The organism is Aestuariicoccus sp. MJ-SS9 (assembly GCF_032586235.1).
In the GTDB taxonomy this organism is placed as follows: Bacteria; Pseudomonadota; Alphaproteobacteria; order Rhodobacterales; family Rhodobacteraceae; genus Aestuariicoccus.
This window is the reverse complement of record NZ_JAWHTD010000001.1, coordinates 1-12,888: the sequence shown is the minus strand read 5'-3', so window position 1 is coordinate 12,888 and position 12,888 is coordinate 1. Positions and strand designations below refer to the sequence as shown.

The 12,888-nt window shown below is 68.0% G+C and carries 12 protein-coding genes; 5 read left to right on the top strand and 7 right to left on the bottom strand.

All coding sequences use genetic code 11. The annotated features are described in order from the left end of the window. Positions 1-60 precede the first annotated feature (60 nt). The 5 genes from RXV88_RS00060 to RXV88_RS00040 form a co-directional block, all read right to left on the bottom strand. The gene (locus tag RXV88_RS00060) at positions 61-1,104 is read right to left on the bottom strand and encodes a molybdopterin-synthase adenylyltransferase MoeB (protein WP_316289634.1); all 1,044 of its coding nucleotides are present in this window, start codon (positions 1,102-1,104) and stop codon (positions 61-63) included. Further along, positions 1,104-1,568 (bottom strand): dUTP diphosphatase, encoded by a 465-nt coding sequence (gene dut, locus RXV88_RS00055; RefSeq protein WP_410468784.1) that lies wholly within the window; start codon positions 1,566-1,568, stop codon positions 1,104-1,106. The genes RXV88_RS00060 and dut overlap by 1 nt, the downstream gene beginning before the upstream one ends. Before the next feature lie 40 nt (positions 1,569-1,608). Then, on the bottom strand, positions 1,609-2,808 hold the full coding sequence (gene coaBC, locus RXV88_RS00050; protein WP_316289633.1) for a bifunctional phosphopantothenoylcysteine decarboxylase/phosphopantothenate--cysteine ligase CoaBC: 1,200 nt from the start codon (positions 2,806-2,808) through the stop codon (positions 1,609-1,611). 86 nt (positions 2,809-2,894) lie between these two features. Next, entirely contained in the window at positions 2,895-3,677 is a 783-nt protein-coding gene (locus RXV88_RS00045; RefSeq protein WP_316289632.1) for a ChaN family lipoprotein, read from the bottom strand. Then, complete coding sequence (locus RXV88_RS00040; protein ID WP_316289631.1) at positions 3,674-4,552, bottom strand: RNA polymerase factor sigma-32; 879 nt, start codon at positions 4,550-4,552, stop codon at positions 3,674-3,676. The genes RXV88_RS00045 and RXV88_RS00040 overlap by 4 nt, the downstream gene beginning before the upstream one ends. 226 nt (positions 4,553-4,778) lie before the next feature. Between RXV88_RS00040 and RXV88_RS00035 the strand changes: the two genes are divergently transcribed. After that, positions 4,779-5,657, top strand: a complete 879-nt coding sequence (locus tag RXV88_RS00035) for a glutathione S-transferase (RefSeq protein ID WP_316289630.1) — start codon at positions 4,779-4,781, stop codon at positions 5,655-5,657. 43 nt (positions 5,658-5,700) lie between these two features. Here the strand turns inward: RXV88_RS00035 and RXV88_RS00030 are convergent, their stop codons facing one another. Next, complete coding sequence (locus RXV88_RS00030; protein ID WP_316289629.1) at positions 5,701-6,528, bottom strand: SDR family NAD(P)-dependent oxidoreductase; 828 nt, start codon at positions 6,526-6,528, stop codon at positions 5,701-5,703. A 77-nt stretch (positions 6,529-6,605) separates the two neighbouring features. Beyond that, a complete protein-coding gene (locus tag RXV88_RS00025; RefSeq protein ID WP_316289628.1) occupies positions 6,606-7,103 on the bottom strand; it encodes an SH3 domain-containing protein in 498 nt (165 codons plus the stop codon). A gap of 149 nt (positions 7,104-7,252) precedes the next feature. Here RXV88_RS00025 and RXV88_RS00020 point away from each other — a divergent pair, with 149 nt between their 5' ends. From RXV88_RS00020 to RXV88_RS00005, 4 genes are all read left to right on the top strand, one after another. Next, positions 7,253-9,568 carry a DNA topoisomerase IV subunit A gene (locus tag RXV88_RS00020; RefSeq protein ID WP_316289627.1) on the top strand — a complete coding sequence of 772 codons (2,316 nt, stop codon included), beginning with the start codon at positions 7,253-7,255 and terminating at the stop codon, positions 9,566-9,568. Between the two features lie 118 nt (positions 9,569-9,686). Next, on the top strand, positions 9,687-10,208 hold the full coding sequence (locus tag RXV88_RS00015; protein ID WP_316289626.1) for a 2'-5' RNA ligase family protein: 522 nt from the start codon (positions 9,687-9,689) through the stop codon (positions 10,206-10,208). Between the two features lie 212 nt (positions 10,209-10,420). Beyond that, positions 10,421-11,698 carry a DUF898 family protein gene (locus RXV88_RS00010; RefSeq protein WP_316289625.1) on the top strand — a complete coding sequence of 426 codons (1,278 nt, stop codon included), beginning with the start codon at positions 10,421-10,423 and terminating at the stop codon, positions 11,696-11,698. Positions 11,699-11,700: 2 nt separating this feature from the next. After that, positions 11,701-12,819: a M48 family metallopeptidase gene (locus RXV88_RS00005; protein WP_316289624.1), complete on the top strand. Its 1,119-nt coding sequence runs from the start codon at positions 11,701-11,703 to the stop codon at positions 12,817-12,819. Positions 12,820-12,888 lie beyond the last annotated feature (69 nt).

Genomic DNA, 12,888 nt, shown 5'->3' with positions numbered 1-12,888 from the left:
GCCGATGCGCATTGGAAACGCAGTGCGATCCGATGGTCCTGTCCGGTCGCGGCGCGGGCGTCAGGATCCGCAGACCGGGCAGCCCTCACGCGGGGGGATCGAAATCTTGCGCGTCTCGCCCCAGAGCGCATCGTAGATCAGCATCTCGCCCCGAAGCGGCGCGCCGGCGCCCGCGATCAGCTTGATCGTCTCGACCGCCATCATCGCGCCGACCACGCCGGGCAAAGGCCCCAGAACCCCCGCCTCGGCGCAAGAAGGCGCCAGCCCCGGCGCGGGGGCCTCGGGAAAGACGCATTGGTAACAGGGGCCGCCCTCGGCGGGATGGAAGACGCTCAACTGGCCCTCCCACTGGCTGAGCGCGCCCGAGACCAGCGGCTTGCCCACCGCCACAGCCGCGCGGTTGGCCAGGTAGCGCGTCTCGAAATTGTCGGTGCCATCGAGGATCACGTCATACTCGGCAAAAAGCTCCTCGGCGACCCCGGCCTCCAGGCGCCGCTTGTAGGGGCGGACGGTCACGTAGGGGTTCTGCGCCTTCATCGCCGCCTCGGCGGAAAAGACCTTGGGCGTGCCGATCATGTCGTCGCGGTGGATCACCTGCCGCTGCAGGTTGGCGTTCTCGACCACGTCGTCGTCGATTACCCCGATGGTCCCCACCCCGGCGGCCGCCAGATATTGCAGCGCGGGCGCGCCCAGCCCGCCCGCGCCGATCACCAGCACGCTGGCTTCGCGCAGGCGCTTCTGCCCCGGACCGCCCAGTTCGCGCAGCACCATGTGGCGGGCATAGCGTTCCAGTTCCGTGGCCGAAAACGTGCCGGGGCGCGCTGGCGGGGCCGATGCGGCCTCGTTCGCCTGCGCCCGGCTGCGCAGCCGCCCCAGCACCGCGCGATAGATCAGCGCCAAAGCGGCAAAGCCACCGAGAATCAGCCACAGCGCCGCGCTTTCGCCGGTGGCCATGCGCAGCGGATGGCCCGCCGGCAGCACCAGGTGCAGCGCCAGCACCGCCACGTAGAGCAGGCCGAGCATATAGACCCGCGCCGCCTTGGGCGCGCCCATCAGATGGCCAATGCCCCAGAGCACCGCCGCCAGACCCAGCACCATCAGCATCAGCCGACCCCCGTCGACCCGAAACCGCCCGCGCCGCGCGCCGTGCCCGGCAGGGTCTCGACCAGCTCGAACCGGGCCTGCACCACGGGGGCCACGACCAGCTGCGCGATGCGCATGCCGTGGGCGATCTCAAAGGGTTCGGCCCCGGCGTTCATCACGATCACACCAAGCGGGCCGCGATAATCCGCGTCGATCGTGCCGGGGCTGTTGGGCAGGGTGATGCCGTGCTTCAGCGCCAGACCGGAGCGGGGCCGGACCTGCGCCTCGTAGCCCTCGGGGATCGCCAGCCGCAGGCCCGTCGGCACCAGCGCCCGCGCGCCGGGGGCCAGCGTCATTGCCTCGCGCCCCGGCAGGTTGGCGCGCAGATCTGCGCCCGCCGCGCCCGCCGTGGCATAGGCGGGCAGGCCCAGGGACCTGTCCGCGCCCTCATCCCATGTCAGATCAATCCGCACCAAACGTGCCATCTCCTGTCATTCTGCCTGTTATGCGATCCGGCGCGCGCCGTCACCGCTCCCCCAAGGCCTCGGCGATGCGGCTGGCCAGACGCCGGGCCACCTCGGTCTTGCCCATGCGCGGCCAATCCTCGGCCCCGTCGCCGGAAATCAGCGTCACGGCGTTTTCCGCGCCGCCCATGATGCCCGTGGCCGGGCTGACGTCGTTGGCGACGATCCAGTCGCAGCCCTTGCTCTGTCGCTTGGCGGTCGCGTTGGCGATCACGTCGTCGGTCTCGGCGGCGAAGCCCACCACCAGCGCGGGCCTCCCCGCGCCCATCTGCGCCACCTCGGCCAGGATGTCGGGGTTCTCGGCAAACTCCAGCACCGGCAGGCCGCCCTTGGTCTTCTTGAGCTTGCTGTCCGACGGGTGCGCGACGCGCCAGTCGGCCACGGCGGCGGCGAAGATGCCCGCATCCGCCGGCAGCGCGGCCAGCACCGCATCGCGCATCTGCCGGGCCGATTGCACCGCGACCACCTCGACGCCTTCGGGCGGGGGCACCTCGGCCGGGCCGGTGACAAAGATCACCTCGGCCCCGAGATCGCGCAGCGCCGCCGCGATGGCGGTGCCCTGCGCGCCCGAAGAGCGGTTGGCGATATAGCGCACCGGGTCGATGGGTTCGTGCGTGGGGCCCGAGGTCAACACCACGCGGCGTCCCCTCAGCGGCCCGTCCGACAACGCCGCGCCGACGGCCGCCACGATCTCGAGCGGTTCGGACATGCGGCCCGGGCCGAATTCGCCGCAGGCCATGTCGCCTTCGTTGGGGCCGACAACGGCCACGCCGTCGCCGCGCAGAACGGCCAGGTTGCGCTGGGTCGCTGGGTGCTCCCACATGCGGACATTCATCGCCGGCGCGATCATCACCGGCGTGTCGGTCGCCAGCAAAAGCGTGCTGGCCAGATCGCCCGCCAGCCCGTGGGCCATCTTGGCCATCAGATCCGCCGTCGCCGGGGCGACCAGCACCAGGTCGGCGACACGGCTTAGTTGGATATGGCCCATCTCGGCCTCGTCGGTCAGGTCGAAGAGATCGGTATAGACCTTCTCGCCCGCCAAGGCCGACACACTCAGCGGCGTGACGAATTCACCTGCCGCGCGGGTCAGCACCGGCGTCACCGCCGCGCCGCGTTCGCGCAGGCGCCGGATCAGGTCCAGCGTCTTGTAGGCGGCGATTCCGCCCCCGATGATCAACAGGATACGTCGGCCCGACAGCATCTTCGGCTTCCCTTAAAACCCGCGCCGACCCTACGCGCGCAGGTGCGCGGGCCGCAAGACCTCATGACGCCACGGTGCGCCGCGCCTTACCGGAAGGCGGCGCAGGGATCGCCGCGATCCACGCCCGCCGTCGTCTCGACCCGGTCGAAGCTGCCATCGGGCGCGCGCGCCTCTTCGCCCTGACCAAGCGCGAAGAGGCTGACCCCGGGCGCGACCCGGGACAGCGCCGCTGGTGCGCCCCAGTCCAGCCGGGCATGGCCGTTGCCAGTGATCACGGCGACCGGCCCGCCGGTATCCTGCAACGCGCGCAGCGCCTCCTGCGCCAGGCGCGCGTCGCGCAGGCGCTGGATGTCTACCATCATCGGCAGCATTTCCTCGGGCATGGCGTCGCAATGCGCCTCGAGCTGCAGCGCCTCGCGCGTGGCCTGCTGATCTGCGGGCAGAGGATCGGACAGCCCGTAGGCATCGGCATCGTCGCCGAACACCGCCAGGATCCCGTCGGACATCACCGCCCGCGCCCGCTCCCGCGGGACCGCGGCGCCGTAGATACGTGCCCCGGGCGCGGCTGTGAAAATCGGGTAGTACATGGCGAAATCGGGCCAGCCGCTGTCGCGCCAGCCCAGCGTGGTTTCCAGCGCTTGCTGGTCAGCCAAAAGACCAGACGTCACGCGCCCGGCCTGGTCGGGCGTCAGCATCTCGAACACCAGCGCCGCAGGCCGAACGTCCGCCACGATGGCGGCCTGGCGCGCATGGTGGGCAGGGTTGTCGTGCTGTTCGCCAAGAAACAGCACATCCGCCGACGGCAAATCGCCCCCGTCAGCATAGGCTGCGGGGGCGATCAGAACAAAAAGGGCAAAGAAGAACCTCATGCGAGGAAGTGTTGCACCTCGCGCGATTGCGCCTCAAGCGATTTGCGCATCTTGACGAAGGCCGCCGCTTCGAGCTGGCGCACCCGCTCTTTCGACAGGCCCAGCTCGTTGCCGAGGCTTTCAAGCGTGCGGGCGTCGTCGCGCAGCTTGCGCTCGCGCACGATAAAGCGTTCGCGGTCGTTCAGGCCATTCAGCGCCGTCACCAGCCAGTCGCGAAGCTGCTCGCGGTCGTGGCTTTCCTCGACGATCTCGGCGGCCTGCGCGCCGTCATCCTCCAGCGCGTCGATCCATTCGCGCCCCTCGTCTTCGACGGATTGCGTGGCGTTCAGCGAATAATCCGAGCCCGAAAGCCGCCCTTCCATCATCTCGACATCGTGGAGCGGCACGCCGATCTCGGTCGAGATCATCTGCCGCAGCTGGTGCCGGTCCAGCGTTTCGCCGGCCGCTGCCGCCTCACGCTCCAGCCGGGCCTGGACCCGGCGCATGTTGAAGAAAAGCGATTTCTGCGACGACGTGCTGCCGGTGCGCACCATCGACCAGTTGCGCATCACGTAATCCTGGATGCTGGCCTTGATCCACCACACCGCGTAGGTCGAAAAGCGCACGCCGCGATCCGGGTCGAACTTGTCGGCGGCCTTCATCAGGCCCAGCCCGGCCTCTTGAATGAGGTCGTTCATCGGCGCGCCGTAGCGCTTGAATTTGGACGCCATCGAGATCGCCAGCCGCATGTAGGCGGTGATGAGGCGGTGCAGCGCCGCCTCGTCCCGTTGGTCCCGCCAGGCATAAGCCAGTTTCAATTCGGTTTCCGCGTCCAGCAATTCGGCCTTCATGGCCCGGCGGGACAAAGTCTGGTCGTTGAATGCGTCAAGTGCCATGGTCGCTCCCCAGCTGTCATGTGCCTTACGGCTTTTTATCGGCGCTTATGGATGTCTACGGAGGGTAAACGTCAGCGGATCACCAGCGGTTGCAAAAAAGTTTCAAATCCCACTTGCCTTTCGCAAGAAACGCATAACGAAGGGTGAAGAGCCCCATAACAAATCAACGTTTCACAAGGCGGTCCGGGGTGCGGTAGCGGTCTGGAAACGCAAAAGGATTGGCCCCATGACGGCGACGCTTTTCATCGGCGATTACATCTATTCCAGCTGGTCGCTGCGCGGCTGGCTGTTTTTCGAACGGTTCGGCCTTGCGGTCCGGACCAAGCGGGTCCCGTTCGACCAGGGCAGCGTTGCCGACCATATGACCGCCCTTGCCCCCGCGCGCACCGTGCCCGCCATGGTGACCGAGGACGGCGCGGTCGTCTGGGACAGCCTCGCCATCGCCGAAGAGCTCGCCAGCCGTTTCCCCGAGGCCGGGCTCTGGCCCCAGGACCCCAGGCTGCGCGCCCTGGCCCGCAGCCTGGCGGCGGAGATGCATTCGGGCATTGCGGACCTGCGCAACGATTGCCCGATGAACCTGCGCACCGCTTATACCGGGGTCCGCCCCTCGACCGCGGTGCGGGCGGATGTCGCCCGGATCGCCGCGCTCTGGGATCATGCGCTGACACAGAGCGGCGGCCCCTGGCTTTGTGGCGGCTACAGTGTGGCCGATGCGGTCTATGCGCCCGTGGCCGCGCGCATCGCGGGCTACGGCCTGCCGGTGGACGAGCCTGCGCAGGCCTATGTCGCGCGCCACCTCGCCGACCCGGCCTTCCGCTGCTGGCGCGCCATGGGGCTGGCCGGCGGCGCCACGTTACAACGCTACCAGCGGGATCACAGCCCGGCCCCCTGGCCCGGCCCCGAACCGCTGACCGCCGCACCGGTCGAGAGCGGCACACCCGAAAACGACGCCTGCCCCTATTCGGGCAAGCCGGTCACCCATCTGGCCCGGATCGAAGGCCGCGTCTTCGGCTTTTGCAACGCTTTCTGCCGCGACAAGACCGTCGCCGACGCCGCCGCCTGGCCGGCCTTCATGGCCCTCTTCGACCAGGTCACACGCGCCTGAGGGGCGTGGGTCGGGCGCAGCGCCGGGCCGGGATCGTGCCGCGCTAACCTCTGGAGAGGATCCAGTCGAGCGTCCGGGTCGGCAAGAGCCGACGGGCGGCCCCCATCAGGTAGGTCGGCGTGGTGATGTAATAGCGCGGCCTGGGGCGCGGGTGTTCGAGCGCGTGGATCAGTTTGGCGGTCACCGCCGAGGGCGGCTTTTCGAACCGGTCCGGCCCGTTCGACCGGTAAAGCCGCGCCAGCAGGCTGGTGCGGTATTGCTCGGCGCGGGGAGAGGCCTCCCAGTCGATCCAGCGTTCGAAATGGGGGATCGACTTCTTGCGCAGCTCCGAGGTCACGGGCCCGGTGTTCAGCGCGATGAAGCGGATCGGGGTGTCGTGCATCTCGACCCGCAGCGTGTCGGTCAGCGCCTCGGTGGCGTATTTGGTCGCATTATAGGCCCCGCGCCACGGCGCCGACACCAGCCCCAGAACCGACGAATGGTTGATCACCCGTCCGTGCCCCTGCGCCCGCATCACCGGGATCACCGCGCGGGTCAGGCTGTGCCAGCCAAAGACATTCGCCTCGAAGATCGCGCGGAGCGCGTCGGTGGGCAGATCCTCGACCGCGCCGGGCACCGCGAAGGCGCCGTTGTTGAATAGCGCGTCGAGCGTGCCGCCCGTGGCCTCCAGCACCGCGGCGAGACCCGCCTGGATGCTGGCCTCGTCGGCATAGTCGATGCGCGGGGCCTCGAACCCCATGTCGACCAGGCGCGCGCAATCCTCGGGCTGGCGGCAAGAGGCGAAGACGCGCCAGCCGCGGTCGCGCAGCCCCTGCGCCGCATCGAACCCGATGCCCGACGAACAGCCGGTAATGAGAATGGATTTCCGCATGTTTGCCTGCCCGCGCCGGTTGAACCGCTCCGACCCCGGCTTTTGCCCGGCTCACCGGCCATGGACAAGCGGATTTGTCAGTCCGCCGCCAGCGCGAGGAAATTCGCCGACATCCAGCCGACCCGATCACCCTCGACCGCGCGCAGCTCGACCCAGCCGCCGCCGGGATCGCTGAGGATGGTGACGCCGTCGCCGCGGCGCAGCTGGGTGACGACCTGGTACCGCGTGCCCGGCCCTGCGCGAAGGTTGACGCGGGCGCCGGTGACTTGCCAAATCTCCCGCGCCGGGGCCTCTGCGGGCGCCGGAGCGGCGGCGGGCTCTGCCGGTGCGGTGGGCGGGACTGGCGCGGCGACGGGTGCGGCCCGGGCGGTGGCCAGCGCCACGTCGGGGAGCGGCGTCGGCGGTGTCAGCCGGGTGAGGTCGACCATGCCGGTATCGGCGCGGGTCACGGCCGGCTCCGGGATGTCATCGGCAATCTCACGGCTGGCTGTGCCCGGCTGGAACCCCGCCCCGCCGGACATCTCGTAGAATGCCCAGAACAGAAAGACGAACGTCAGTAAAATAAATCGGGTCATGCGCCCCCCGGAAAATACGATGGCCGCAACCGGACCTTTGAGAATGCCCCAAGAGTAGCCGATTCCCCAGCCCGCCCTAAGGGAATTTCGGTGAAAATTTCGCACCCGGTCGCTTTACCGGGCGTCGGGAAGCGCATATCACACGATCTATGGATGACATGACCGATGACCCCAACATGAACCCCCGCGACGTCGCCGAACCGCTGCGCCGCGCGATCGGTGACAGGTATCTGACCTATGCCCTGTCGACGATCATGCACCGTGCGCTGCCCGACGCGCGCGACGGGCTCAAGCCGGTGCATCGGCGGATCCTCTATGCGATGCGGCGGCTGCGGCTGTCGCCCACGGGCGGGTTCCTGAAATCCGCCAAGATCAGCGGCGACACGATGGGTGATTTCCACCCCCACGGCGATGCCGCGATCTATGACGCGATGGCGCGGCTGGCGCAGGATTTCACCATCCGCTATCCGCTGGTCGACGGTCAGGGCAATTTCGGCAATATCGACGGCGACAACCCCGCCGCCAGCCGCTACACCGAAGCGCGCATGACCATCATGGCCGAGGCGCTGCTGAGCGGCCTCGATGAGGACGCGGTCGACTTTCGCGACAATTACGACGGGCGGCTGCAGGAACCGGTGGTGCTGCCCGCCTCTTATCCCAACCTGCTGGCCAACGGATCCTCGGGCATCGCGGTGGGCATGGCCACCAACATCCCGCCGCACAACATCGGCGAGCTGATCGACGCCTGCCTGCATCTGATCAAGGCCCCCGACGCGCGCGACGACACGCTGCTGCAATATGTGCCCGGGCCGGACTTTCCCACTGGCGGCGCCATCGTGGAACCGGCCGAGAATATCGCGCAGGCCTATCGCACCGGGCGCGGCGCGATCCGGCTGCGCGCGAAATACCATGTCGAGGATCTGGGCCGCGGCCAGTGGCAGATCGTCGTGACCGAGATCCCCTATCAGGTGCAGAAATCCAAGCTGGTCGAGCGGCTGGCCGAGCTGATCCAGACCAAGAAGGTGCCGATCCTCGCCGACATCCGCGACGAAAGCGCCGAAGACATCCGCATGGTGCTCGAGCCGCGCTCGAAGAACGTCGATCCGGACATTCTGATGGGGATGCTGTTTCGCAATTCCGACCTGGAAATCCGCTTTTCGCTCAACATGAACGTGCTGATCGACGGGGTCACGCCCAAGGTCTGTTCGCTGAAAGAGGTGCTGCGCGCCTTTCTGGATTTCCGCCGCGACGTGCTGGTCCGGCGCAGCCGCCACCGGATGGAGAAGATCGACCACCGGCTGGAGGTGCTGGAAGGGCTGATCGTCGCCTATCTGAACCTCGACCGGGTGATCGACATCATCCGCTACGACGACGATCCCAAGGCCGCGCTGATGCGCGAGGATTGGGGCCGCACCCATGTCCGCGCGACGGACGAGGGCGACTATGTCTCGCCGCCGCCTGTGGCGGGTGACGACGAGCTGGGGCTGACCGAGGTGCAGGCCGAGGCGATCCTCAACATGCGGCTGCGGTCCTTGCGTAAACTTGAGGAAATGGAGCTTGTGGCCGAGCGCGACAAGCTGATGGAGGAACGCGCCGGGCTGGAGGATCTGCTCGAGTCGGGCGACCTGCAGTGGAAGCGCATCGCCGAGGAACTGCGCGAGGTGCGCAAGACCTTCGGTAAGGATTATGCGGGCGGCGCGCGGCGCACCACCTTCGCCGAGGCCGGCGAGGTCGAAGAGGTGCCGCTGGAGGCCATGATCGAGCGCGAGCCGATCACCGTGGTGTGCAGCCAGATGGGCTGGATCCGCGCCATGACCGGGCATATCGCGCTGGACCGCGAGCTGAAGTTCAAGGACGGCGACAGCCCCCGGTTCATCTTTCACGCCGAAACCACCGATCGGCTGCTGGTCTTCGGGTCGAACGGGCGGTTCTACACGCTCAGCGCCGCCGCCCTGCCCGGCGGGCGCGGCATGGGCGAACCGCTGCGGCTGATGGTCGATCTGCCCAACGAGGCGGGGATCGTCGATCTGTTCATCCACAAGCCGGGGCGCAAGCTGCTGGTGGCCTCGTCGGCGGGCGACGGGTTCGTCGTGCCCGAGGAAGAGGTCGTGGCCCAGACCCGCGCGGGCAAGCAGGTGCTGAACGTGCGCGGCGATGTAAAGGCCCAGGTCTGCAAACCCGTCACCGGCGATGCGGTCGCCGTGGTTGGCGAGAACCGCAAGGTGTTGGTCTTCGGTCTGGACGAACTGCCCGAGATGGGGCGCGGCAAGGGCGTTCGGCTGCAAAAGTACAAGGACGGCGGCCTGTCGGACGCCACCACCTTCGCGCTGGCCGAGGGCCTGTCGTGGCGCGACCCTGCGGGGCGCACCCGCACCGAGACCGCGCTGGACGAATGGCGCGGCAAACGCGCCAGCGCAGGCCGCATGGCCCCGCGCGGCTTCCCGCGCGACAACCGGTTTACATGACAGGCGAGGCCTTTTGCCTCTGTCTTTCGACCCAAGGCCAGCGCGCCCGAAGCGGCGGGCCGGCACCGCCGAAGACGTTCCCGTTGCGAAGCCGCCTGAATGGCTCTGATGTCGCGCCGTGATATATGTGTTGGCATATCCTGAGTTCGAGCGTGGCGTTGCTCAAGGAATTGACCGTTTTCGATCCCTTCACGAACCCGACAGGGCCAGGATGGTTCGCCCGCATATCACGCTGGTTTTCGGATCGAGACGGGAAGACGCCGACACCCTCCTTGGGCTCTGTGAGGACGTGTCCCGCACGACCCCGAAACTCACCATCGCGTTTTCCGGCACCAAAGTTGCCTGGGATCCGTTTGACAAGGCTCACAAGCTCTTTCTGACCTGTGGCCGCGGGGCACGGACGCTGACAGCCTTGCACCGTCGGCTTTACGAGGGGCCGCACCGGCATGATCTGCGATCCGATCTGCCGTACGCACCGCACATGACCGTCGCGACGAACGCGGATCAAACGGTCATCGAAGGGTTGGACGTGGCCGATATCGGGGCGCTGCCGATTACCGGAACGGTCAAGGCGCTGGAATTGGTCGAGGCGACTGGCGACAGGTTGAACGCCCGCGCAACAATACCGTTTCGGACGTAGCCCGGGTCGTTCGCGACACTGGACGCGTCCAGCCGTTTGAAAGACGGACAGATGCACCCGGTGCGCTGCGAAGACGCCTGACCGACAGGGAAATCCCACACCCACGCCGGGATGCCCCCCCTTGCTTTCCAACAGGATTTTTTCGTTTCCGGGGCATGTCCTTGCGCCCCCTGCCGCTGTAGGGTGGCCATGACGGTCAACGGGGACGTGCAGTGGACGACGGGCAAAAGACAGGACCATGGGAGCGCGCCTCGTCCGGTGAGGGCGCGCCCGAACCGCCGGCCGAGCCCGCCGCCGCGCCGGAACCGCCGGGACTGGGAACCACGTTTCACGGCAACCGCCGGGGTGTCTTTGGTCTGGCGCTGCGCACCGGTGTGCTGACGGTGCTGACGCTGGGGATCTACCGGTTCTGGATGAAGACGCGGCTGAGGCGCTGGTATTGGTCGGCGATCCGCGTCGGTGGACACCCGCTGGAATACGTGGGCGACCCGATGGAAAAGCTGCTGGGCTTTCTGATCGCTGTGGTGATCCTGGCGTTCTACATCGGCGTGGTGAACCTGCTGCTGATGTTCGCCAGCTTCTCGCTCTTTCAGGGCAACAGCTTTGCCTATGGGCTCAGCTTTCTGGGTGTTATCCCGCTGTGGTTCTACGCGCAGTACCGCGCGCGGCGCTATGTGCTAGCGCGCACCCGCTGGCGCGGGATGCGGTTCGGGCTGGAACCGGGGGCCTGGGGCTATGCCGGCCGGGCGCTGGTGCATTGGCTGATCACGATTGTCAGCGCCGGGCTGCTGTGGCCGCGCATGACCTTCGCGCTTGAAAAATACAAGACCGACCGCACCTGGTTCGGCGATGCGCGCATGGTGCAGGGCGGGCGCTGGCAGATGCTCTATCCGGCGATGAAGTGGCTTTTCATCGCGGGCGGGCTGGGTGCTGTGGGCGCAGGTGTTTTCTATGCCGGCAATATTCCGCTTGGCACGGGCATCGCGGTTCTGGCCGGGTTGGTCGGGCTTTACGGGCTGGCCTATTACCGGGTCGAGACGCTGCGCCGTCTGACCGGGGCCAAGACGCTGGAGGGGGCCGGGCTGCGCCTGAAGGCCAGCCCGTTCCGGGTGCTGATGATCCACGTCTTGGGCTATGTGCTGTCCGGGTTGGCGATCTTCGCCCTTGTCACGAGCGTCGTGCTGATCGGGGTACTGCTGATTGGGGCGGATGTGACCCTGCATTTCGACGCTGGCGCCGGGATGGAGACGCTGGGGAACGCCAGCCGCTACGCGCTGATCGCGCTGTCGGTGGTCATCTATTTCTCGGTGTTCCTGCTCTGGTCGGCGCTGACCCATGCGTTGATCACCTTGCCGGTGACGCGGCATTACGCGCTGGGGCTGGCGGTCACGTCGCCCGGGGCGCTGGTGTCGGTGCGCCAGCGGCCGCGCGACGAACATACCGAGGCCGAGGGCTTTGCCGAGGCGCTGGATGTGGGGGCGTCGATATGAGCATGATCCTCCACGTCGGCGCGCGCGCGCCGGAATTCGCCGCCCCCGCCACGCTCTTTGACGGGCAATCCGCAGCGCCGCAGGCGGCCATGGCGCGGGTCGACGAAGAGGCGCGCTGTCTTTCGGTCGAGATCGGAGGCGCCGTCCGCCTGACCTGGCCGCTGGCCGACATCCGCGAAGTGCCGGATCAGGCCCGACGCGACATCCTGGTGATCCGCCACCGCGACGATCCGCTGGCCCGGGTGATCCTGCAAGACCGCGCGCTGCTGCCGCGCCTGCCCGAGGCCGACCGCGCCGCGCCGGTGACCGGGCGGCGGCGGTTGGCGCTCTGGGCCATGGCCGCCATTGCTTCGGTCGCGCTGATCGTCGGCGTTCTGGTGCCGCGCATGGCGGACCAGCTGGCCAATTACATCCCGCCCGAGGGCGAGCGCGCGCTTGGCGAGGTGACGCTGAACCAGATCCGCGAGGCCTTGGGCGACAGCGGGGTCGCGCCGGTGCCGTTCTGCACCAATGAGGCCGGTCTGGCCGGGTTGCGCAGGGTGGAGGCGCGGCTGGCCGACCAACTGGACCTGCAGCACGACCTGACGGTCAGCGTGCTGGATCACGACATGGTCAACGCCTTTGCGCTGCCGGGGGGGTATGTGGTGCTCTTCCGCGGCCTGATCGACGCCGCCGAGGCCCCCGACGAGGTCGCCGCGGTGCTGGCGCATGAGGTGGGTCACGTGGTCAGCCGCGACCCCACGCGGCACGCGCTGCGCTCGGCGGGGTCGATCGGGGTGCTGGGGCTGCTCTTCGGGGATTTCGCGGGCGGGGCGATGGTGCTGGTGCTGGCCGAACGGCTGATCGAGGCGCAATACAGCCAGGAAGCCGAGACCGGCGCCGATGCCTTTGCCCACGATCTGCTTTTGTCCGCCGGGCTGGCGCCCGAGGCGTTGGGGCGGATGTTCGAACGGCTGCGGGCGCGCGGCGGCGAACCCGAGGGCCTGCTGGCGCATCTGATGTCGCATCCCGCGCTGGCCGACCGCATCGCGGAGGCCCGCGCCGCCACGCCCGCCGGTTTCACCGCCACGCCGGTGCTGGATGCGGCGGAATGGGCCGCCTTCCGGAACATTTGCGACTGAACCACTACCGGCTGGCGCCGGTAGGATCGGCGATATGCTGTTCGAGGTACTGAAGTACGATGTCTTCGG